17 protein-coding genes and 1 pseudogene are annotated in these 20,811 nt (G+C 73.3%); 12 read left to right on the top strand and 6 right to left on the bottom strand.

Annotation, left to right across the window (positions count from 1 at the left end):
• Positions 1-4: 4 nt before the first annotated feature.
• Positions 5-427, bottom strand: coding sequence for a YjbQ family protein (locus tag AB4K12_RS13375; RefSeq protein WP_368434410.1), 423 nt, complete (start codon positions 425-427; stop codon positions 5-7).
• Between the two features lie 247 nt (positions 428-674).
• Here AB4K12_RS13375 and AB4K12_RS13370 point away from each other — a divergent pair, with 247 nt between their 5' ends.
• From AB4K12_RS13370 to AB4K12_RS13345, 6 genes and pseudogenes are all read left to right on the top strand, one after another.
• On the top strand, positions 675-1,790 hold the full coding sequence (locus AB4K12_RS13370) for an NAD(P)-binding domain-containing protein (RefSeq protein ID WP_368434409.1): 1,116 nt from the start codon (positions 675-677) through the stop codon (positions 1,788-1,790).
• 137 nt (positions 1,791-1,927) lie between these two features.
• A complete protein-coding gene (locus tag AB4K12_RS13365; RefSeq protein ID WP_368434408.1) occupies positions 1,928-2,692 on the top strand; it encodes a (Fe-S)-binding protein in 765 nt (254 codons plus the stop codon).
• On the top strand, positions 2,689-4,158 hold the full coding sequence (locus AB4K12_RS13360) for a lactate utilization protein B (protein ID WP_368434407.1): 1,470 nt from the start codon (positions 2,689-2,691) through the stop codon (positions 4,156-4,158). Before AB4K12_RS13365 ends, AB4K12_RS13360 begins: the two co-directional genes overlap by 4 nt.
• Positions 4,155-4,835 (top strand): lactate utilization protein C, encoded by a 681-nt coding sequence (locus tag AB4K12_RS13355; RefSeq protein ID WP_368434406.1) that lies wholly within the window; start codon positions 4,155-4,157, stop codon positions 4,833-4,835. Before AB4K12_RS13360 ends, AB4K12_RS13355 begins: the two co-directional genes overlap by 4 nt.
• Positions 4,832-4,966 (top strand): annotated as a pseudogene (locus AB4K12_RS13350) (CoA transferase); the annotation flags it as partial. The gene AB4K12_RS13355 and the pseudogene AB4K12_RS13350, both read left to right, overlap by 4 nt.
• A 233-nt stretch (positions 4,967-5,199) precedes the next feature.
• Positions 5,200-6,372, top strand: coding sequence for an SGNH/GDSL hydrolase family protein (locus AB4K12_RS13345; protein WP_368434405.1), 1,173 nt, complete (start codon positions 5,200-5,202; stop codon positions 6,370-6,372).
• Between the two features lie 102 nt (positions 6,373-6,474).
• Here AB4K12_RS13345 and AB4K12_RS13340 read toward each other — a convergent pair whose 3' ends face one another.
• Positions 6,475-8,271 (bottom strand): ABC transporter ATP-binding protein, encoded by a 1,797-nt coding sequence (locus AB4K12_RS13340; protein ID WP_086566246.1) that lies wholly within the window; start codon positions 8,269-8,271, stop codon positions 6,475-6,477.
• Between the two features lie 139 nt (positions 8,272-8,410).
• On the opposite strand from AB4K12_RS13340, the gene AB4K12_RS13335 reads away from it, so the two are divergent.
• Positions 8,411-8,848, top strand: coding sequence for a MarR family winged helix-turn-helix transcriptional regulator (locus AB4K12_RS13335; RefSeq protein ID WP_368434404.1), 438 nt, complete (start codon positions 8,411-8,413; stop codon positions 8,846-8,848).
• A gap of 108 nt (positions 8,849-8,956) precedes the next feature.
• Here AB4K12_RS13335 and AB4K12_RS13330 read toward each other — a convergent pair whose 3' ends face one another.
• Positions 8,957-10,570, bottom strand: coding sequence for a peptide-N4-asparagine amidase (locus AB4K12_RS13330; RefSeq protein ID WP_368434403.1), 1,614 nt, complete (start codon positions 10,568-10,570; stop codon positions 8,957-8,959).
• 148 nt (positions 10,571-10,718) lie between these two features.
• Between AB4K12_RS13330 and AB4K12_RS13325 the strand changes: the two genes are divergently transcribed.
• Both AB4K12_RS13325 and AB4K12_RS13320 read left to right on the top strand, forming a co-directional pair.
• A complete protein-coding gene (locus AB4K12_RS13325; RefSeq protein WP_368434402.1) occupies positions 10,719-12,524 on the top strand; it encodes an ABC transporter transmembrane domain-containing protein in 1,806 nt (601 codons plus the stop codon).
• Between the two features lie 72 nt (positions 12,525-12,596).
• Complete coding sequence (locus AB4K12_RS13320; protein ID WP_368434401.1) at positions 12,597-14,378, top strand: ABC transporter ATP-binding protein; 1,782 nt, start codon at positions 12,597-12,599, stop codon at positions 14,376-14,378.
• Between the two features lie 50 nt (positions 14,379-14,428).
• Here AB4K12_RS13320 and AB4K12_RS13315 read toward each other — a convergent pair whose 3' ends face one another.
• Positions 14,429-15,220: a metal-dependent hydrolase gene (locus tag AB4K12_RS13315; protein WP_368434400.1), complete on the bottom strand. Its 792-nt coding sequence runs from the start codon at positions 15,218-15,220 to the stop codon at positions 14,429-14,431.
• Positions 15,221-15,293: 73 nt separating this feature from the next.
• Here AB4K12_RS13315 and AB4K12_RS13310 point away from each other — a divergent pair, with 73 nt between their 5' ends.
• On the top strand, positions 15,294-17,867 hold the full coding sequence (locus tag AB4K12_RS13310; RefSeq protein ID WP_368434399.1) for a DEAD/DEAH box helicase: 2,574 nt from the start codon (positions 15,294-15,296) through the stop codon (positions 17,865-17,867).
• A gap of 49 nt (positions 17,868-17,916) precedes the next feature.
• A complete protein-coding gene (locus AB4K12_RS13305) occupies positions 17,917-18,780 on the top strand; it encodes an acyl-CoA thioesterase (RefSeq protein WP_368434398.1) in 864 nt (287 codons plus the stop codon).
• A 29-nt stretch (positions 18,781-18,809) separates the two neighbouring features.
• Here the strand turns inward: AB4K12_RS13305 and AB4K12_RS13300 are convergent, their stop codons facing one another.
• Together AB4K12_RS13300 and AB4K12_RS13295 are read right to left on the bottom strand one after the other, a co-directional pair.
• Positions 18,810-19,748, bottom strand: coding sequence for a DUF6397 family protein (locus AB4K12_RS13300; RefSeq protein ID WP_368434397.1), 939 nt, complete (start codon positions 19,746-19,748; stop codon positions 18,810-18,812).
• A gap of 66 nt (positions 19,749-19,814) precedes the next feature.
• Positions 19,815-20,243, bottom strand: coding sequence for a roadblock/LC7 domain-containing protein (locus tag AB4K12_RS13295; RefSeq protein ID WP_368434396.1), 429 nt, complete (start codon positions 20,241-20,243; stop codon positions 19,815-19,817).
• 124 nt (positions 20,244-20,367) lie between these two features.
• Here AB4K12_RS13295 and AB4K12_RS13290 point away from each other — a divergent pair, with 124 nt between their 5' ends.
• Positions 20,368-20,796, top strand: a complete 429-nt coding sequence (locus tag AB4K12_RS13290) for a PPOX class F420-dependent oxidoreductase (RefSeq protein ID WP_362261347.1) — start codon at positions 20,368-20,370, stop codon at positions 20,794-20,796.
• Positions 20,797-20,811 lie beyond the last annotated feature (15 nt).

Below are 20,811 nucleotides of genomic sequence, written 5' to 3'. Positions count from 1 at the left end.
CCGGTCAGCCCAGGAAGGTCAGCCGGACCTGGCGCTCGGGGTTGTCGCGGTTGGTGTCGACCAGGCACACCGACTGCCAGGTGCCCAGCTCCAGCCGTCCGCCGATGACCGGAAGCGTCGCGTGCGGCGGCACGAGCGCGGGCAGCACATGGTCGCGGCCGTGGCCGCGGCTGCCGTGGCGGTGACGCCAGCGGTCGTCGGCCGGCAGCAGGTCACGCAGGGCCGCGAGCAGATCGTCGTCGCTGCCGGAGCCCGTCTCCAGGACCGCGACGCCGGCCGTGGCGTGGGGCACGAAGACATTCAGCAGGCCGTCGCGGCCCGCGGCGGCCTCGCGCAGGAAGGCCTCGCAGTCGCGCGTGAGGTCGTACACCGTCTCGGCGGAGCCTGTGGTGACGTCGAGGACGTGGGTGCGGAAGGTGTCGGTCATGGCTCCATCCTCGTACGCGCCCGGCGCCCCCCGCACCCGCCCCTAGGGGGTGTCCGATGGGTCGGCGCAGACCCCACGACGCCTGGCACGGCACCTCGCCGCGTTGTCGCATCACCCGAGTACGCCCAGTACGCGGGAGATGCTCCGCCTTGCGATCCACCGCACCAGACGCCGCGGGGCCCGCCCCGACCCATCGGACACCCCCTAGGGCGGGAAGTGATCCACGGCCTCCGGCGTTGGCAGAGGCATGAACGACTCAGGGACGCCGGAGACCCAGGTCGAGGTCGTCGTCGCGGGCGCCGGACAGGCGGGCCTGGCCGGCGCGTACCACCTGCGGCGCGCGGGCTACGCACCGGACCGGGACTTCGTCGTGCTGGACGGTTCGCCGCGGCCGGGCGGGGCCTGGCAGTTCCGCTGGCCGACGCTGACCTACGGCAAGGTGCACGGCATGCACGCGCTGCCGGGGATGGAGCTGACCGGCGCGGACGACCGGCGCCCCTCCTCCGAGGTGATCGGCGACTATTTCGCGGCGTACGAGCGCGCCTTCGACCTGCGCGTCCGGCGGCCCGTGCGGATCCGGGCGGTGCGCGAGGGCGGCGGCGGCAGGCTGCGCGTGGAGACGTCCGAGGGCGTGTGGTCGGCCCGGGCGCTGCTCAACGCGACCGGGACCTGGGACCGCCCGTTCTGGCCCCGCTACCCCGGCCAGGAGACCTTCCGCGGCCGGCAACTGCACACCGCCGGCTATCCGGGGCCCGCGCCCTTCGCCGGGCGGCGCGTGGTGGTGGTCGGCGGCGGTACCTCGGCCGTGCAGCACCTGCTGGAGATCGCCGAGGTCGCGGCCTCGACGACCTGGGTGACGCGGCGGCCTCCCGTCTTCCACGAGGGCCCCTTCGACGAGGCCCGTGGCCGTGAGGTGGTCGCGCGGGTCGAGGAGCGGGTGCGGCGGGGGCTGCCGCCGCGGAGCGTGGTGTCGGTGACCGGCCTGCCCATGACCGAGGCGATGCGGCGCGCCCGCGCCGCCGGGATCCTCGACCAGCTGCCGATGTTCGACCGTCTCACCCCCACCGGAGTGGCGTGGGACGACGGCCGGGTCGTCGAGGCGGACGTCGTCCTGTGGGCCACCGGCTTCCGCGCCGCCCTCGGCCATCTCGCGCCGCTCGGGCTGCGGGAGCCCGGCGGGGGCGTCCGCGTCGAGGGCACCCGCGCGGTCCGCGACCCGCGGATCCACCTGGTGGGCTACGGGCCGTCGGCGAGCACCATCGGCGCCAACCGGGCCGGCCGGAACGCCGTGCGGGAGATCCGCGCCCTGCTCGCCGACGCGCCGGCGCGACCTTCCCAACCGGCCCTCGCTGCGGCAGTATGAGGCGCCGGACGATCAACCGCCGCCCCGTCGACGGGTCGTCCGCAACGATCCGCAGGTCCGCCCGCCGATCCGTGGTCCGGTCGATCCGCCGGTGACCGGCCGGGCGGCCGACGGCCGCCGGGAGGTGCCGAGGTGTCATGCGCGTAGGGCTGTTCGTCACCTGCGTCAACGACACGCTCCACCCGGGCACGGGCCGCGCGGTCGTCACCCTCCTCGAACGGCTCGGCGTACGGGTCGGCTTCCCCGCCGAGCAGAGCTGCTGCGGCCAGCCGCTGTTCAACACCGGCTACCGCCGCCGCACCGAGCCACTGCTGCTGAGGCACGCCGCCGCCTTCCGCGACTACGACCACATCGTGACCCCCTCGGCCTCCTGCGCCGCCATGGTCCGCGAGCACTACCCCCGCATCGCCGCGCGGGCCGCCGCCGAGGGGCGGGGCGGGCGGGAGAGCGTGGCGCTGGCCGAGGCGGCCGCGAGCGTGGTGCCCAGGACGTACGAACTCACCGAGTTCCTTCTCGACGTGCTGGGCGTGACCGACGTCGGCGCGTACTTCCCGCACACCGTCACCTACCACCCCACCTGCCACGGACTGCGCGCGCTGCGCCTGGGGGACCGGCCGCGCCGGCTGCTGGAGCACGTGAGAGGGCTCGAACTGCGCGAGCTCGCCGGCGCCGAGGAATGCTGCGGCTTCGGCGGCACCTTCGCCGTCAAGAACGCCGCGGTGTCGGCCGCGATGGGGGCCGACAAGGCCCGCGCCATCGGGGACACGGGAGCCCGCGCCGTGTGCGCGGTCGACAACTCCTGTCTCCTGCACATCGGTGGCACCCTCGCCCGCGCCGGTTCGCGCGTACGGCCGTTGCACATCGCCCAGATCCTGGCGAGCACCGACGGGAGCGTTCCATGAGCCGTACGTACGTCGGCATGCCCGCGTTCCCGCGCGCCGCCGCGCGGGCGACCGAGGACGCCACCCTGCGCTCCAACCTGCGGCGCGCCACCCACACCATCCGCGCCCGGCGCGCCCGGGCCGTCGCCGAGCTCGCCGACTGGGAGGAGCTGCGCGCCGCCGCGGCCGCCGTCAAGGACCGGACACTGCGTCATCTCGACCACTATCTGACGCTGCTGGAGGAGAACGTCACCCGGGCGGGCGGCACGGTCCACTGGGCCGCCGACGCCGACGAGGCCAACCGCATCGTCACCGAACTCGTCCGGGCCACCGGGGAGCGCGAGGTCGTCAAGGTCAAGTCCATGACCACCCAGGAGACCGGCCTGAACGACGCCCTCGAGCGGGCCGGCATCCGGGCGTACGAGACCGACCTGGCCGAGCTCATCGTGCAGCTCGCCGACGACCTGCCCTCCCACATCCTGGTCCCGGCCATCCACCGCGGGCGCGGCGAGATCCGCGACATCTTCCGCGACCGGATGGCGGACTGGGGCCGCCCCGCCCCCGAGGGGCTCACCGACCGGCCGGCCGACCTGGCGGAGGCGGCCCGCCTGCACCTGCGCGAGAAGTTCCTCACCGCGAAGGTCGCCGTCTCGGGCGCCAACTTCCTCGTCGCCGAGACCGGCACGGCGGTGGTCGTCGAGTCCGAGGGCAACGGCCGGATGTGCCTCACGCTGCCCGAGACCCTGATCTCGGTCGTCGGCATCGAGAAGGTCGTCCCCGCCTGGCGGGACCTGGAGGTCTTCCTCCAGCTGCTGCCCCGCTCCTCCACCGCCGAGCGCATGAACCCCTACACGTCCATGTGGACGGGCACCTCCGACGCCGACGGACCGCGCGCCTTCCACCTGGTCCTGCTCGACAACGGCCGCACCGACGCCCTCGCCGACCGGGTCGGCCGCCAGGCCCTGCGGTGCATCCGCTGTTCCGCCTGCCTGAACGTCTGCCCCGTCTACGAGCGCGCCGGCGGCCACGCGTACGGCTCGCCCTACCCCGGCCCGATCGGCGCGATCCTAACGCCCCAGCTGCGCGGCCCGGCCTCCGCCCTGGAGGAGTCGCTGCCGTTCGCCTCCACCCTGTGCGGCGCCTGCTACGAAGTGTGCCCGGTGGCCATCGACATCCCGGAGGTCCTGCTGCACCTGCGCGAGCGGGTCGCGGAGGGCGGCGAGGTGACGGTCCGTGGGGTGCGCACCCGCGTCCGGCCGGCGAAGCGGCGCGCGGTGGAGCGGACGGCGATGCGGGCGGCCGGCTGGACCTTCGACCACCCGGGGGCCCTGCGCCGGGCGCAGCGCCTCGCGGGGCGCGCCCGCCGGCTGCGGCCCCGGCGGCTGCCCGGCCCGCTGGGTGCCTGGACGGACAGCCGGGAACTGCCCGAGGTGCCGGCCGAATCGTTTCGGGACTGGTGGTCGCGGACCCGGGGGGACGCTCCATGAGCGGCGGTACGAGCAGGGAGCGCGTCCTGGGGCGCGTACGGCGTGCGCTGGCCGACGTCCCGCGCCACGAGCGCCCGCGCGACCACCCCGTACCGCGCGACTACCGGCTCCCGCACGGCACCCGCACCCCGGCCGACGCCGCCGCGCTCCTCGCCTCGAACCTCACCGACTACCGGGCCGTCGTGCACCGCACGGACGAGGGAGGGCTGCCGGCGCTGGTCGCCGGGCTGCTCGGCCGGCGCGGCGCGCGCCGCGTGGTCGTACCGCCCGGGCTGCCGGACGCCTGGCTGGCCCACGAGCTGCTGGCGGCCGCCGGAGTGGAGCAGGTGGCCGACTCCCCCGCCCTGACGACGCGTGCCCTGGACGGCGTGGACAGTGTCGTCACCGGCTGCGCGCTGGCCATCGCCGAGACCGGCACGATCGTGCTGGACGCGGGCCCGGGGCAGGGGCGCCGCGCGCTGACGCTCGTGCCCGACCACCACGTGTGCGTGGTGCGCGTCGCCGATCAGGTGGTGGACTCGGTGCCGCGGGCCCTGGCCCGACTGGCCCCGGACCGGCCCCTGACCTGGATCTCCGGCCCGTCGGCCACCAGCGACATCGAACTGGACCGCGTCGAGGGCGTGCACGGGCCGCGCACCCTGGAGGTGGTCCTCCTCGACGGGACCGGACCCCGGTGACCTCCTCCCCGGGCGAAACCGCGTCGGGGCCGCCCCTGCGCGGCGTCACGGTCGTCGCGCTCGAACAGGCCGTCGCGGCGCCCTTCGCCACCCGGCAGCTCGCCGATCTCGGGGCCCGGGTCATCAAGATCTGAGCGAGCAGAACGACCGAGGTGCCGTGCCAGGCGCCGCAGGGCCCGTGCCGACCCATCGGACACGCCCTACGCCCCAGGGTGACCCCGGCAGGGGTAGGCACGGCGTGCGTAGGCGGCGCACGGGGCTGGGTGGCTCCCCGGCCGCGCGGCAGGCTCTTTCCCGACAGCGAAAACCGTCACGAGACGGCTCGCGGAGCACCTCGCGACGTCTTCAGGAAAGGCCCGCTCATATGACGAACCCGGCAGTCTCCTGGTCCACCGGCTGGTCCGCCCCGGTCCAGCGACCCAGCGACGGCTTCGAGGAGAACTGGTCCGAGACCGGATTCGACGACCAGTCCGTGCGCCAGGTCGTACGGGTCGGCGGAAGCGGCGACGCGGCACGGATCCGCCTGTCGAACCGTTTCGGCACGGGACCGCTGACCGTCGGCGCCGCGACCGTCGCCCTGGCGGCCGGGGGCGCCGCCGTGCGGCCGGGCACGGTCCGGTCCCTCACCTTCGGCGGGGCGGCGTCCGTGGTGATACCGGCGGGCGGTGAGGCCGTCAGCGACGCGGCGCCGCTGCGGGCCGAGCGCTTCGACGCCGTCACGGTGACTCTGTACTTCCCCCGCCCGACCGGGCCCGCGACGTTCCACGCGCAGGCCTACACCGACAGCTACCGCGCGCCCGGCGACCGTACGACCGCCGTCGACGACTCGGGGTTCGACGAGCGGACCCGCTCCTGGTACCACCTCGCCGGCGTCGAGCTGGCGGGGGACGGCTCTTCGCCCCGCGGGACGGTGGTGGCCTTCGGCGACTCCCTCACCGACGGCTTCGGCTCCACCGCCGGCGCCGACCGCCGCTACCCGGACGCCCTCGCCGAGCGACTCGCGGCGGCGGGGCGGGAATGGGCCGTGGTCAACGCGGGGATCGGCGGCAACCTCGTGCTCAACGACTCGCTCTGGTACGGCGAGGCGGCCCTGGCGCGCTTCGAGCGCGACGTGCTCGACACTCCGGGCGTCCGGTCGGTGATCGTCCTCGCGGGTCTGAACGACATCGGCTTCAGCGAGGTCGACCTGCCGACCTACAAGCCCGCCCCGGATGTTTCCGTGGAGGAAGTGACGGAGGGCTACCGGCAGCTGATCAAGCGGGCGCACGACCGGGGCGTCAGGGTGATCGGGGCGACGCTCCTGCCCTTCAAGGGAGCGGAGTACCACACCCCGCGCTCCGAGGAGAAGCGCGCCGCGCTCAACGCGTGGATCCGCACCTGTGGGGAGTTCGACGCGGTGGCCGACTTCGCCACCGCGATGGCCTCGCCGGACGACCCCGAGACGCTCCACCCCGCCTACGACTGCGGCGACCACAAGCACCCCAACGACGCCGGCTACCGCGTCATGGCCGGGGCCGTCGACCTGGGCTCCCTCTGAGCGCTTCTCGCGCAGGCGAGGGGGCGGCGAGGACGCTACGGGACGTGGTGCCGGGCCGCCGGATCGGCCGCCCGGCACCACGTCCGGTCCCGGGCCGCCTCCTCAGACCTTCGCCGTCAGGTGCGTGTCCCGGCGCACCAGCGCGGCGTAGTGCCCGTCGTCGGCGAGGAGTTCCTGGTGGGTGCCGCGTTCGGTGATGCGGCCCCGGTCGAGGACGACGATCTGGTCGGCGTGGCGGATCGTGGAGAGCCGGTGCGCGATGGTGATCGTGGTGCGCCCGGCGGACAGCGCGTCGATCGCCTGCTGCACGGCGTGCTCGGTGTGGGTGTCGAGCGCGCTCGTCGCCTCGTCGAGGATGAGCACCGGCGGGTCGCGCAGGATCGTCCGCGCGATGGCCAGGCGCTGCTTCTCCCCTCCGGAGAAGCGGTAGCCGCGCTCGCCGACCAGGGTGTCGTAGCCCTCGGGAAGGCCGGCTATGTAGTCATGGATCTGGGCCGCCTCGGCGGCCGCCTGGATCTCCTTGTCGGTGGCGTCGGGCTTGGCGAAGCGGAGGTTGTCGGCGACGGAGGCGTGGAAGAGGTAGGTCTCCTGCGAGACCACGCCCACCGCCCGGGAGAGGGTGTCGAAGTCGAGGTCACGGACGTCGACGCCGTCCAGCAGGACCCGCCCGCCGGTGACGTCGTAGAGCCGGGGCACGAGATAGCTCAGGGTGCTCTTGCCGGAACCCGTCGGGCCGACGACCGCCAGGCTGCCGCCGGGCGGGACGTGGAGGTCGATGCCGGAGAGGGCGGCGGCGGGGGGATCGTAGGAGAAGGAGACGTTCTCGAAGCGCACCTCGCCGCGGACGGTCTCCAACCGCACGGGCTTCTCGGGCTCGGTGATGTCCACCGGCAGGTCGAGGTATTCGAAGATCCGTTGGAAGAGCGCGAGGGAGGTCTGCATCTGCACGCCGGTGGAGAGCAGGCTGACGGTGGGCCGGAACAGGCCCTGCTGGAGGGAGACGAAGGCCACCAGCGTGCCGAGGGAAATGCCGGGGCCGCCCGTCCGCAGCGCGATGCCGGCGGCCCAGTAGATGAGGGCGGGCATGGCGGCCATGACGATGCCGATGGTGGACATCCGCCACCGTCCGGCCATGTTGGTGCGCACCTCGAGGGCGACGAGCCGCTCGGACTCCGCGGCGAAGGCCTGGGTCATGGACACCGACCGGCCCATGGTGCGGCCGAGGAGGATGCCGCTGACGGACAGCGATTCGGTGACCATGGCGGCCATGGCCGCCATCTGGTGCTGCCGCTCGGAGGTGATCCTCTTGCGCTCGTCGCCGACGCGGCGGCTGATCCAGACGAAGACGGGCAGCAGAAGGAGGGAGACGACCGTCAGCCGCCAGTCGAGGGCCACCATGGCGACGACGGTGGCGATGACGCTGGTGAGGTTGGAGACCAGGGACGTGGCGGTGGAGGTCACGGTGGCCTGCATGCCGCCGATGTCGTTGGCGATGCGGGACTGCACCTCGCCGGTGCGCGTGCGGGTGAAGAAGGCGAGCGGCATGCTCTGCAGGCGGCCGTAGACCGCGGTGCGCAGGTCGTGCATGACGCGCTGGCCGACGGTGGTGGAGATCAGGGTCTGCAGCACGCCGAAGACGCTGTTGACGACCGCGGCGGCGATCATGCCGAGGGCGAGCAGGCTGAGCAGGCCGGTGCGGCCGTGGGGGATGGCGTCGTCGAGGACCTCGCGCAGCATGAACGGCGAGGCGACCGTGACGAGGGAGGAAGCGGCCACGAGCAGCCCGACGAGGGCGAGCCGGCCGCGGTACGGGTGGAAGAGGCGGAGGATGCGCCGCACCTGGGCGGGCTGGTCCGGGTCCGCGGGAGGTGGTGTCCAGTTCGGTTCGTCGTGAGGCATGGGCTCCTTCAACGAGGTCGGTCCGGTGGGCGAAAGACGTGCGGACGCGCTGAGCGCCCCGAGATTGCCGGCGCCGTATCAGAGCATAGCTCACTGTTACCTATGCTCACAATGGACAGAGTCCTGATACCCTGTGATCATGACGGCCCCCGACACGTCCGGCCAGCTCGCCGAGCAGCTGCTGAGGCTGACCCGCAGGCTCCACCGCGCCCAGAAGCGCTACCTGGACCCGGTCGGCATCACCCCCGCCCAGTCGCGGCTGCTGCGCACCGTCGCGCACTACGACACGCCCCCACGCATGGCGGACCTGGCGGAGCGCCTCGAGGTCGTGCCCCGGGCGGTCACCACGCTGGTCGACGCCCTGGAGGCCAACGGCGCCGTGCGCCGGGTGCCGGACCAGTCCAACCGCCGCGTGACGCGGATAGAGCTCACCGACGAGGGCCGTTCGACCCTGCACGCCCTGCGCAACGCCCGGCGTGCGGCCGTCGAGGAGATCCTCGCCCCTCTGGACGCCGGGCAGCGCGACGTGCTCGAAGACCTGCTGGCCACGCTCCTGTCCGGTCGCGGCCTGGCCTGAGGCGAGGCCCCTCCCCCGCGTCCCCCGCGTCCCCCGTGTTCCCCGCGAAAGACCGGGCGGGCCCGGGGAGCCGCTCCCGGCCCCCGGACCCGCCCGGCGTCGACGGACTCAGCAGCGGTGCCGGTCCTCCGTCAGCTCGCCCTGAGCGGTGGCCAGCGTGTGGTCGTAGCAGGCGCCCGGGCCCTGGAGGCGGTAGCGCTCGCGCGAGACCCCGGTGGCGTGGCGCTGCTCGCGCGGCACGTTCTGGTTGTACGCGGCGTCACCCGTGTAGGTGTCGTCCATACGGGACCAGCCGATGCGCTCGCCGGCGCGCAGCGTGAGGCTGTCGGCGCGGTCGCCCATCGTCATGACCGTCCGCAGGCGGTCCCCCGCGCCGACCGACGTCTCGCCGTCCATGGTGTAGACGCGATGGCTGGCGGTCGTGGTGGCCGGGCCGCGCCCGGCGACGGTGACCTTCTCGTCGTCGGTCCAGCGGGCCTTGAGCGCGTCCACGGACTCGCCGTCGGTCCAGCCGTGCGCGGACGTTCCCGCGACCTCACGGGAGACCGTCGTGGTCACCCGCCCGTGCGAGGTGTTCACATGGCCGGCGACAGTCAGCGCGTGTCCGCCGTCGGACGTCAGCCGGTGCCGGTCGCCGGCCTCGTACGTGGTGGCGTTGGCCGGAGTGCCCTCCCGGTGGGTGGTGAGCGCGCCCGTGACGCGGTCGGACCCGGCGTCCTGCCACACCAGGACGTTGACGGGGGTGCTCCAGCCGCTCTGGCCCTCGGGCACCCCCGCGACGGACACCGCCACGGTGTGCGGCTTGCCGTCGTTGAGCTGTCCGGCGAACGGGGTGAGGTCGTACTCCAGCGGCCGGACGTCGAAGGCGCGCGGGCCCGGGATCACGTACCAGAGGAAGGGGTTCGACCAGCCTCCGGTCCACACGGTCGGGAACGGCGCCGCGATGCCGGCGAGCCGCCCGTCCACCGAGACCCGCACCTCGCGGTAGGGGCCGTCCTTCGCCTTGCACGAGTAGGGCGCCGCGTCCGGCACGGTGAGGTACCAGAACTCCTCGCAGCCGCCGCCCGAACCGGTGGCGTAGACCTCCGCCACGATCCGCTCGCTGTTGGCGGGGGTCGTCAGCTTCCCCTCGTACGCCGCGCCCTCGTGGTGCGCGCCGTCCAGGGTGAGGACCTTGTCCGGGGTCCGCGCGGGCCCGGTGCGGCCCTCGGCCTTGTAGAACGTCAGCGTCACCTTGACCTTGATGACGCCGGTGTAGGTCTCGTTGACGAGGTTGCCGATGAGCATCTCGACGGGCTGCCGTTCCCGCAGGGTGGGGGCGTAGCGGGTGACGTCCTTCTCCACCTTCCAGGTGATGCCCTCGGGCGACGGTTCCGGAGTCGAGGTGCGCAGCACTTCGACCCCGCCTATCCGCAGATAGCCCAGGCGGTCGTACTGCCGTCCGGCCACCGCGCCCTCCAGCCGCAGGACCACCTTGTTCCAGCGGTCGCCGCAGCCCTTGGGCGGCAGATACGTGCCCTTGTAGGGCGTGTAGTCGCGGAACTCCGTCTGGGCGACGGTCGCTTGGCACGAGGTCGTGCCGGGAGCGGCCACGGGCGGGGCCGCGGTGACCGGGTCGTGCCAGTCGGTGCCGAATTCGGGGGGCGCCGCGGCCGAGGCCGGGCCGATGCCCGTCAACAGGCCGAGTGCGGCGGCGCACAGCACGAGAAGCAGTCGTCTCATGGGGCAGGAGTGAAGCGCTTCGCCGCGCGTCACACCAGTAGCGGTCTGGCCTGATCCGCCGCACCGGCGGAAAAACCAGTTGAACCGGACGCTCGCGGAGCGCGAGCCTTGCACGGCCCCGCCCCCACCATGCCGAAGCCGGGATGCCATGCAGATTCGCGATCTTCCGTATGCCGATCCGGGTCGACCGGACGTCCGGTCGGGTCCGCTCTTCCTGCTCTGGCTCGGACGCCGTCAGCTCGGCGGCCAGGTGCGGGCCATGCTGTGGGGCACCCTCCACATGGCGTCCGTGGCGCTGTTCCCGCTGGCCGTGGGCATGGCCGTGCAGGCCGTCATCGACGGGTCGCAGGCCCGGCTGGCCGCGGCCGGCGCGCTGATGCTGCTGCTCGGCGCGCTGACCGCGCTGGGCGACACGATGCTGCACCGCGCCGCGGTCACCAACTGGATCCTGGTCGCGGCACGGGTCCAGCAGCTTCTGGCGCGCAAGACCGCCGAGTTGGGCTCCGCGCTGACCCGGCGGGTGGCCGCCGGCGAGGTCGTCGCGGTGTCCACCGGGGACGTCGAGAAAATCGGCTGGTTCGTGGAGTCCCTGTCGCGCTTCGCCTCGGCCGCGTTCACCACGGTCCTGGTGTGCGCGGCCCTCGTCGTCCACCAGCCCGCGCTGGGCACGGTGGTGGCTGTCGGCGTTCCCGTACTGGCCCTGGCCGTCCTGCCGTTGCTGCCACCCGCCGCCGAACGGGCCGACGAGCAGCGGGAGAAGGCCGGACGCGCCACCGAACTGGCGTCGGACACCGTGGCGGGCCTGCGGGTGCTGCGCGGCATCGGCGGCGAGGAGCTGTTCCTCTCCCGCTACCGGCAGGCCTCGCAGGAAGTGCGCCGGGCGGCCGTGCGCAGCGCCCGCATGTGGGCGCTGATCGCGGCGGTGCAGGTGGTGCTGCCGGGGCTGCTGCTGATCGCGGTGGTCTGGTACGGCGTGACGCTGGCCCGGGACGGCCGGATCGGCGTGGGTGAGCTGGTCACGGTGTACGGCGTGGTGACCTTCCTGCTGTTCCCGCTGCGGCAGTTCGAGGAGATCGCCATGGCCTATTCCTTCTCCCGGCCGTCCGCGCAACGCGCCGCCCGGGTGCTGGGGCTGGAGCGCACCGCGTCCGCGGCGGACGCCGACGGGCCCGTCCCGGCGCTCAAGGGCGATCTGTACGACCCCGCGAGCGGCCTCCTGGCCCCCGCCGGGCGGCTGACGGCGGTGGTGTGCGGCGACCCGGACGCGGCCGGACGGCTCGCCGAACGGCTGGGCGGGCACGCGGCGGACGCCCCGGCCGGCGCCCCCTCCGTGCTCCTGGGCGGGGTCGCGCTGGACGAGGTGCCGCTGGACGCCGCCCGCGCCGCGGTGCTGGTGCAGGACAAGGACCCGGTGCTGCTCTCGGGCACGCTCGCCGAGCTGTTGGACGTACCGTCCTCGGGGGACGTCACGGCCGAGGCGGCCCTCGCCGCGGCGCAGTGCGAGGACGTCCTGGTCTCCCTGGCGCGGAGCTCGGCGGACTCCGCCGACGACCCGGCCCGGGCCCGGATCACCGAGCGCGGCCGCTCGCTGTCCGGCGGCCAGCGCCAGCGGCTGGCGCTGGCCCGGTCGCTCGTGACCGACCCGGAGGTGCTGGTGCTGGACGAGCCCACCTCCGCCGTCGACTCGCACACCGAGGCGCGGATCGCGGACGGGGTGCGCGCCCTGCGGCAGGGGCGCACGACGGTGCTGTTCTCCTCCAGCCCGCTGCTGCTCGACCGGGCGGACCGGGTGGCGTTCCTGCGGGACGGCCGCGTCACGGCGACGGGGACGCACGGCGAACTGCTGCGGGCCGACCCCGTTTACCGCGCGGTCGTCACCCGCAGGACGGACGAGGAACCGGACATCCGGCTCGCGAAGCCCGACGAACGCGAGCCGGCCGAGGAGTCGGCATGAACGCCGGTCTCGGCGTGGTCGTCGATCGGGCGATGGACATGATCGAGAGGTCGGCATGATCAGGGAGTCGGCATGATCGGAGTCACGCCGCCGGCGTACGACCCGGCGGCACCGGAATCCGCGACCACCCTGCCGGTCGGCGGACCGGCCACCGTGCGCGCCTACGTGCGCGACCTGCTGCGCAGGCACCGCACCGCCTTCACCGTGCTGGTGGCGGTGAACGCGGTCGCGGTGACGGCCTCGATGGTCGGCCCGTACCTGCTGGGCGAACTGGTCGAGGACCTCTCGGCGGGCTCGCGGGAGCTCCACCTCGGACGCACGCTCTCGCTCTTCGCGGTCGCCCTGGCCGTGCAGACGCTGTTCGTCCGCATGGTGCGGCTGCGCGGGGCGGTGCTGGGCGAGCAGATGCTGGCCGACCTGCGCGAGGACTTCCTCGTGCGGTCGGTGGCCCTGCCGCCGGGCGTACTGGAACGGGCCGGGACCGGGGATCTGCTGTCGCGGATCACCACCGACGTCGACCGTCTGGCCGAGGCCATGCGGGAGGCCGTGCCCCAGCTGGCGATCGGCTTCGTCTGGGCGGGGCTGCTGCTGGGCGCGCTGACGGTGACCGCCCCGCCGCTGGCGCTGTGCGTGCTGATCGCGCTCCCGCTGCTGATCTCCGGCTGCCGCTGGTACTTCCGGCGGGCGCCGGGCGCCTACCGCTCCGAGGCCGCGGGGTACGCGGCGGTCGCCGCGGCGCTCGCCGAGACCGTGGACGCCGGGCGGACGATCGAGGCCCACCGGCTGGGCCGCCGCCGGGTGGCGCTCTCCGACCGGCGGGTCACCGAATGGACGGCGTGGGAGCGCTACACCCTGTGGCTGCGTTCGGTCCTCTTCCCCGTGATCAACGGGACGCACGCGCTGTTGCTCGCCTCGGTCCTGCTCCTGGGCGGGTGGTTCGTCCTGCGGGGGTGGCTGTCGGTGGGCGAGCTGACGACGGGCGCGCTGCTCGCGCAGATGCTGGTCGATCCGCTCGGGCTGATCCTGCGCTGGTACGACGAGCTCCAGATCGCCCAGGTGTCGCTGGCCCGGCTGGTGGGCATCCGCGAGATCGAGCCCGAACCGGCGGACGAACGCGTCCGCCCCGAAGGCCGCGACGTGCGCGCGGCGGACGTGCGCTTCGGCTACCTGACGGGCGCCGACGTGCTGCACGACGTCTGTCTGGACGTCCGGCCGGGCACCCGCGTGGCACTGGTCGGGCCGTCGGGCGCGGGCAAGTCGACGCTGGGCCGGCTGCTGGCCGGGATCTACGCGCCGCGCACCGGCACGGTGACCCTGGGCGGGGCCGAGCTGGCGCGGATGCCGGCCGAGCGCGTGCGCCGTCATGTGGCGCTGGTCAATCAGGAGCACCACGTCTTCGTGGGATCCCTGCGCGACAACCTGCTGCTCGCCCGCACGGACGCCGACGACGGGGACCTGTGGTCGGCGCTGGCCGCGGTGGACGCCGACGGCTGGGCGCGGGCGCTGGAGAAGGGCCTGGAGACCGAGGTCGGCTCCGGCGGCCTCGCCCTCACCCCGGCCCAGGCGCAGCAGATCGCGCTGGCACGGCTCGTCCTGGCGGACCCGCACACGCTGATCCTGGACGAGGCGACATCGCTGCTGGACCCCCGGGCGGCCCGCCATCTGGAGCGGTCGCTGGCGAAGGTGCTGGAGGGCCGCACGGTCGTGGCCATCGCCCACCGGCTGCACACGGCGCACGACGCCGATGTGATCGTGGTGACCGAGAACGGCCGCGTCAGCGAGCAGGGCAGCCACGACGAACTGGTCGCCGCGGGCGGGGCCTACGCGGCGCTGTGGCGCTCCTGGCACCGGTAGCAGCCGGCGCCGCGCGGGGCCCCGGGCCAGGCCGACCCGTCGGACACCCCCTAGAAGAGGTCCAGGGCCCCGAGCCCGCCGACGCCGCCGAGCAGCATGAACGCCGGCATCAGCACCTTCACCTCCACCCGGCTGCCCGCTCGGAACCGCATGGCCTTGGGCGGGCCGAGCGGGTACCACCGCTTGCGGCCGATGGGCAGCGGCCACAGGATCGGGCAGCCCGAGACGGTCAGGGCGTCGCCGATGTCGTGCACCAGCGCGCCGAGGACTATCGGCAGGCCCAGCCACAGATACTCCTGGCCGGGCCCGGTGAACAGCCATGTGGAGCCGTTGCCCGGCCGGTCCAGGATCCCGGCGAGTATCCACGCGCTCGTCGCGCCCAGCAGCCAGACCAGGACGTCGCTGGAGGTCCGGGCCGCCCGCCACAGCAGCCCCTCGACGGCGAGCACCATATGGACGAAGAGGATGCCGAGCACGGCCCAGCGGTCGCCGGTCACCGCCAGCGCCGACGCCCCGGCCCCGATCAGCACGGCCCACAGCGCGGTGTGGGTCAGGGTGCGGTGACCGCCGTTGCGGCGCGGGTCGCCCTTGGCCCGGGTGGCCTTGTACACCGCGTGCGAGAGCTGGTCGATGATCCCGCACAGGATGCGGGAGAGCGGGCCGAAGGAGCGCGATATCGTCGCCGACTTGTGATCGAGGTCGGGGGCGAGCGCCGCACCGGCGCAGATCAGCGCCCCGGTGACGAGCACGGGCCAGGGCATCGGGTGACCGAAGCCCGCCGCGGCGGCTCCCACCCCCAGCCAGGCTGCGGCCCCGGAGAGCGAGTGCGCCGGTCCCATCATGGTCGTTCCACCCCTTGGTGCGCCGGCGTCCGGCCGTCCTGACGCCGTGTCGGCCACTCAGCGTAATGCCCGGATGATCATCGTTCGACCGGCCGGTTCCCTGATCCGGGCGGGGGACAGGCAGTATGGGGGTGTGACCCTTATCGATCAGATGCCGAGCCATGCCGACCCCGATGCCCTCTTCGAGGCTTTCTCGACCTGGGCCGAGGAGCGGGGCATCACGCTCTACCCCGCTCAGGAGGAGGCGCTGATCGAGGTGGTCTCCGGCGCGAACGTGATCCTTTCGACGCCGACGGGCTCGGGCAAGAGCCTCGTGGCGGCCGGCGCGCACTTCACCGCGCTCGCCAACGACCAGGTCACCTTCTACACCGCGCCCATCAAGGCACTGGTCTCGGAGAAGTTCTTCGACCTGTGCAAGATCTTCGGCACCGAGAACGTCGGCATGCTCACGGGCGACGCCTCGGTCAACGCCGACGCCCCCGTGATCTGCTGCACCGCCGAGGTGCTCGCCTCCATCGCCCTGCGCGACGGCAAGGACGCCGACATCGGCCAGGTCGTGATGGACGAGTTCCACTTCTATGCCGAGCAGGACCGGGGCTGGGCGTGGCAGATCCCGCTGCTGGAGCTGCCGCAGGCGCAGTTCATCCTGATGTCCGCGACGCTCGGCGACGTCTCCCGCTTCGAGGAGGACCTCACCCGGCGCACCGGACGGCCCACCGCGGTGGTGCGCTCGGCGACGCGGCCCGTTCCGCTGTCGTACGAGTACCGCGCGACGCCGCTCACCGAGACCCTGACCGAGCTCCTCACCACCCACCAGGCGCCGGTGTACATCGTGCACTTCACGCAGGCCGCCGCCGTCGAGCGGGCCCAGGCGCTGATGAGCATCAACATGTGCTCGCGCGAGGAGAAGGACGAGATCGCCAAGCTCATCGGCAATTTCCGCTTCACCACCAAGTTCGGCCGGAACCTCTCGCGCTACGTCCGCCATGGCATCGGCGTGCACCACGCGGGCATGCTGCCCAAGTACCGGCGGCTGGTGGAGCGGCTGGCCCAGGCCGGCCTGCTGAAGGTCATCTGCGGCACGGACACGCTCGGCGTCGGCGTGAACGTGCCGATCCGCACGGTGCTGTTCACCGCCCTGACCAAGTACGACGGCCAGCGTGTGCGGACGCTGCGGGCCCGGGAGTTCCACCAGATCGCCGGCCGGGCCGGGCGGGCCGGCTTCGACACGGCCGGATTCGTCGTGGCCCAAGCGCCCGACCATGTCGTCGAGAACGAGAAGGCGCTGGCCAAGGCGGGCGACGACCCGAAGAAGCGCCGCAAGGTGGTCCGCAAGAAGGCCCCCGAGGGCTTCGTCAACTGGACCGACAGCACCTTCGAGAAGCTCATCGGCGCCGAGCCCGAGCAGCTCACCTCCCGCTTCCGGATCACCCACGCGATGCTGCTGGCGGTCATCGCGCGGCCGGGCAACGCCTTCGACGCCATGCGCCGACTGCTCGAGGACAACCACGAGCCGCGCAAGAGCCAGCTGCGGCACATCCGCCGGGCCATCGCCATCTACCGCTCGCTGCTGGACGGCGGCGTGGTCGAGCGCCTCGAGGAGCCGGACGCCGAGGGCCGCATCGTCCGGCTGACGGTCGACCTGCAGGCGGACTTCGCGCTCAACCAGCCGCTGTCGACCTTCGCGCTCGCCTCCTTCGAGCTCCTCGACCCCGAGTCGCCGTCCTACGCGCTCGACCTGGTCTCCGTGGTCGAGTCCACTCTGGACGACCCGCGCCAGATCCTCGCCGCCCAGCAGAACAAGGCGCGCGGCGAGGCGGTCGCGGCGATGAAGGCGGACGGCGTCGAGTACGAGGACCGCATGGAGCGGCTCATGGACGTCACCTACCCCAAGCCCCTGGAGGAGCTGCTCACCCACGCCTACGACGTCTACCGCAAGAGCCACCCGTGGGTCGGCGACCACCCGCTGTCGCCGAAGTCGGTGATCCGCGACATGTACGAGCGGGCCATGACCTTCACGGAGTTCACCTCCCACTACGACCTCGCCCGCACCGAGGGCATCGTGCTGCGCTACCTGGCGAGCGCCTACAAGGCGCTGGACCACACCGTGCCGGACGACCTGAAGTCCGACGACTTCGAGGACCTCATCGCCTGGCTGGGCGAGATGGTGCGCCAGGTCGACTCCAGCCTGCTGGACGAGTGGGAGCAGCTGGCGAACCCCGAGGAGGAGACGGCGGAGCAGGCGCAGGAGCGCGCCGACCAGGTCAAGCCGGTCACCGCGAACGCCCGCGCCTTCCGGGTGCTGGTGCGCAACGCCCTCTTCCGCCGGGTGGAGCTGGCCGCCCTGGACAAGGTCGGCGAGCTGGGCGAGATGGACGCCGAGTCCGGCTGGGACGAGGAGCGCTGGGGCGAGGCGATGGACGCCTACTGGGACGAGTACGAGGAGCTGGGCACCGGCCCCGACGCGCGCGGCCCGAAGCTGCTGCGCATCGAGGAGCGCCCGGAGGACGGGCTGTGGCGGGTCCGGCAGACCTTCGCCGACCCCAACGGCGACCACGACTGGGGCATCACCGCCGAGGTGGACCTCGCGGCGTCCGACGAGGAAGGCCGCGCGGTGGTGCGGGTCATGGACGTCGGTCAGCTGTAGCCTCCCCTTCGCGGGCCGGGGCGCGGGCCCCGGCCGAGGAGGAGTGGCGATGACGAGTCCCGCCGACCGTCTGGTGGGCCTGCTCGACCTGGAGCGGATCGACCTGAACATCTTCCGGGGCCGCAGCCCGGACGAGTCGCTCCAGCGCGTCTTCGGCGGGCAGGTGGCCGGCCAGGCGCTGGTGGCGGCCGGCCGGACCACGGACGGGGACCGTCCGGTCCACTCGCTGCACGCGTACTTCCTGCGCCCGGGGCGGCCGGGCGTGCCGATCGTGTACCAGGTCGAGCGGGTGCGTGACGGACGGTCCTTCACCACACGGCGGGTGGTGGCCGTCCAGCAGGGCCGTACGATCTTCAATCTCACCGCCTCCTTCCATCAGAGCGAGCCGGGCTTCGAGCATCAGGTGCCGATGCCGGACGTGCCGGAGCCGGAGAAACTGCCCCGGCTCGCGGACGAGATCCGCGACCGCCTGGGCGAGCTGCCCCAGGCGCTGGAGCGCATGGAACGCCGCATGGCCTTCGACATCCGCTACGTGGACCGGCTGCGCTGGACTCCGGAGGAACTGCGGGAGGCCGAACCGCGCAGCGCGGTGTGGATGCGCGCGGTGGGTCCGCTCGGCGAGGACCCGCTCGTGCACACCTGCGCGCTCACCTACGCCAGCGACATGACGCTGCTCGACGCGGTGCGCCTGCCGGTCGAGCCGCTGTGGGGGCCGCGGGGCTTCGACATGGCGTCGCTGGACCATGCCATGTGGTTCCACCGGACCTTCCGCGCGGACGAGTGGTTCCTGTACCAGCAGGAGTCGCCCATCGCCACCGGTGCCCGGGGCCTGGCGCGTGGCCTGATCTTCGACCGCGCGGGCAGGCTCCTGGTGTCGGTGATGCAGGAAGGGCTCTTCCGCCGGCACGGCTGAACGGCCGCCGACGTCCCGTCCGCCTTCCGCTATGTCCGGCGCCATGCCCTCGGCCGCAGCCATGCCCGCCATCGCGGTGGCCGCGCCCGTTCACCCGCTCGTTCACCCGCCCGTCCGGTGTCCGTCTCCGGTGGCTTCCTCTCCCCGGCGGGGGCGGCGGGTGCCGGCGGGGCGGTGGGCGGGTGGGCGCGGCCGGGTGCCGGCCGGGCGGTGCGGGCTTGCGCCAGCGCCGCGGCCAGGCAGTGCCGGTACCACTCGATCTCGTCCGGGTCCTCCGCCAGCAGCAGGTCGTCGACGATGTCGCGCGCGGCCGCGGCGTCCGGCCGGGACGGGACGAGCGCGGGGCGCAGCGCGCACAGGTAGGCCCGCTCGTCCGGGTCGGGTACCGCCCGGGCCAGTTCGCCGGGGTCCAGCACGGCGGCGGGCACCGCCGCCCGTTCCCAGGGGTCGCCGGCCTGGGCCGTCAGCTGGTCGAGCCGGCGGGCGCGCCAGCCGCGGGCACGCCGGTCGGGGTGTTTGTCGAGGGCGGCCTTCAGCAGGGCCGGTGTGCGGCCGGTCAGGAGCTCGGGGTTGCCGTCGGCGAAATCCGCCAGGTCGGAAGCCAGGTAGGACCAGACGACGACGCGGTAGCGGTTGACGTAGAAGCGCACCGGGGCGAAGCAGCCGCCCCGGGCGAGGCGGGCGAAGCGGGCGGGACCGATGCCCAGGAGCTCGGCGCCCTCCGTGGTACCCACGACCCACAGCCGGGTGCGCAGGGCCTTGGGGAATCCCTCGGCGGAGCGGTGGCGTTCGATCTCCTGCCGGGGCACCCGCCGCCGGCCGCCCGGCTCCGCGGCGACGGTGCGCACCTCCCCCAGCTGGACGGCCAGTTCGAGCTCCCGGGGCTTGAGCTCCAGCTCCCTGGCCGCCCGCGCCTGCGGCACCGTCTCCTCGGCGACGTGCCGGTCCTGGTCCTGTCGTACCGTCATGACGTCCTCCCCACCATCGGTCGATCACTGACAGTGACGAAGGTAGCGCCCGGGTACGACAGCGCGTCAGGCCTGTGGATAACTCCCGGCCCGCTCCCCCGGCCCGTCATCCCCGGACCCGCCGCCCTCCGGCCGACCATCGATGCGGTTGACCAGCAGCGTCATCTCGTAGCCGATGCGGCCGATGTCGGCGTCGGCGCCGCCCAGGACGCACAGGCAGCTGTCCTGCCCGGCAGCGGTCACGAACAGCACGCCGCCGTCGAACTCGACCATCGTCTGCCGCACCCGGCCCGCCCGGAACTGGCGGCCCGTACCCTTGGCCAGGCTGTGCAGCCCCGACGCCACGGCCGCCAGACGCTCGGCGTCCGACCTCTCCAGGCTCGCGCTCGCCCCCGTCACCAGTCCGTCGTCGGACAGCACCAGGGCGTGTCGTATTTCCCCCACGCGCTCCGTCAGACCATCCAGCATCGCGTCGAGTTCCCTGCCGATCGACATACCCCGCCTCCCCGTTCCGCAATTCCCCGTAAGTGCCGTGCAAGCCTCGCTCACCTCTGTGCTCCCGGCAACCCGCCCGGCCCGTCGGCACGCGTCTGTGCGCCAGTTGGCACAGGATGGGGACATGGCACGGAAAATGAGCAAAGAAGAGTGGCGGGAATTTCTCTCGGCGGACGGCCGTACGGGCAAACTCGCCACGGTGCGGCCCGACGGCAGCCCGCACATCGCCCCCATCTGGTTCGTTCTCGACGGTGACGACCTCGTCTTCAACACGGGCAAGAAAACGGTCAAGGGCCGCAATCTCTCCCAGGACGGCCGGATCGCGCTCTGCGTGGACGACGACAAGCCGCCGTACGCCTTTGTCACGGTGCAGGGACGGGCGCGTCTGAGCGACGATCTGAACGAGATCCGCGCGTGGGCGACGACGATCGGCGGACGGTACATGGGAAAGGAGCGCGCGGAGGAGTACGGGGCCCGTAATGGTGTTCCGGGCGAGCTGGTCGTCCGGGTACAGGTCGAGAACGTGGTGGCGGTCGCGGCGGTCGCCGAGTAGCACCGGGCATCGGGC

The sequence above is a fragment of the Streptomyces sp. C36 genome, assembly GCF_040932295.1.
GTDB classification, from domain to species: domain Bacteria; phylum Actinomycetota; class Actinomycetes; order Streptomycetales; family Streptomycetaceae; genus Streptomyces; species Streptomyces triculaminicus.
The sequence above is the reverse complement of the archived record's forward strand: the minus strand, read 5'-3'. Positions and strand labels throughout refer to the sequence as shown.

What these genes read in the sequence shown, in the direction of transcription:
- AB4K12_RS13375 (WP_368434410.1), bottom strand. Translation starts at nt 427, where the DNA reads ATGACCGACACCTTCCGCACCCACGTCCTCGACGTCACCACAGGCTCC.
- AB4K12_RS13370 (WP_368434409.1), top strand. Translation starts at nt 675, where the DNA reads ATGAACGACTCAGGGACGCCGGAGACCCAGGTCGAGGTCGTCGTCGCG.
- AB4K12_RS13365 (WP_368434408.1), top strand. Translation starts at nt 1,928, where the DNA reads ATGCGCGTAGGGCTGTTCGTCACCTGCGTCAACGACACGCTCCACCCG.
- AB4K12_RS13360 (WP_368434407.1), top strand. Translation starts at nt 2,689, where the DNA reads ATGAGCCGTACGTACGTCGGCATGCCCGCGTTCCCGCGCGCCGCCGCG.
- AB4K12_RS13355 (WP_368434406.1), top strand. Translation starts at nt 4,155, where the DNA reads ATGAGCGGCGGTACGAGCAGGGAGCGCGTCCTGGGGCGCGTACGGCGT.
- AB4K12_RS13345 (WP_368434405.1), top strand. Translation starts at nt 5,200, where the DNA reads ATGACGAACCCGGCAGTCTCCTGGTCCACCGGCTGGTCCGCCCCGGTC.
- AB4K12_RS13340 (WP_086566246.1), bottom strand. Translation starts at nt 8,271, where the DNA reads ATGCCTCACGACGAACCGAACTGGACACCACCTCCCGCGGACCCGGAC.
- AB4K12_RS13335 (WP_368434404.1), top strand. Translation starts at nt 8,411, where the DNA reads ATGACGGCCCCCGACACGTCCGGCCAGCTCGCCGAGCAGCTGCTGAGG.
- AB4K12_RS13330 (WP_368434403.1), bottom strand. Translation starts at nt 10,570, where the DNA reads ATGAGACGACTGCTTCTCGTGCTGTGCGCCGCCGCACTCGGCCTGTTG.
- AB4K12_RS13325 (WP_368434402.1), top strand. Translation starts at nt 10,719, where the DNA reads ATGCAGATTCGCGATCTTCCGTATGCCGATCCGGGTCGACCGGACGTC.
- AB4K12_RS13320 (WP_368434401.1), top strand. Translation starts at nt 12,597, where the DNA reads ATGATCGGAGTCACGCCGCCGGCGTACGACCCGGCGGCACCGGAATCC.
- AB4K12_RS13315 (WP_368434400.1), bottom strand. Translation starts at nt 15,220, where the DNA reads ATGATGGGACCGGCGCACTCGCTCTCCGGGGCCGCAGCCTGGCTGGGG.
- AB4K12_RS13310 (WP_368434399.1), top strand. Translation starts at nt 15,294, where the DNA reads ATGATCATCGTTCGACCGGCCGGTTCCCTGATCCGGGCGGGGGACAGG.
- AB4K12_RS13305 (WP_368434398.1), top strand. Translation starts at nt 17,917, where the DNA reads ATGACGAGTCCCGCCGACCGTCTGGTGGGCCTGCTCGACCTGGAGCGG.
- AB4K12_RS13300 (WP_368434397.1), bottom strand. Translation starts at nt 19,748, where the DNA reads ATGACGGTACGACAGGACCAGGACCGGCACGTCGCCGAGGAGACGGTG.
- AB4K12_RS13295 (WP_368434396.1), bottom strand. Translation starts at nt 20,243, where the DNA reads ATGTCGATCGGCAGGGAACTCGACGCGATGCTGGATGGTCTGACGGAG.
- AB4K12_RS13290 (WP_362261347.1), top strand. Translation starts at nt 20,368, where the DNA reads ATGGCACGGAAAATGAGCAAAGAAGAGTGGCGGGAATTTCTCTCGGCG.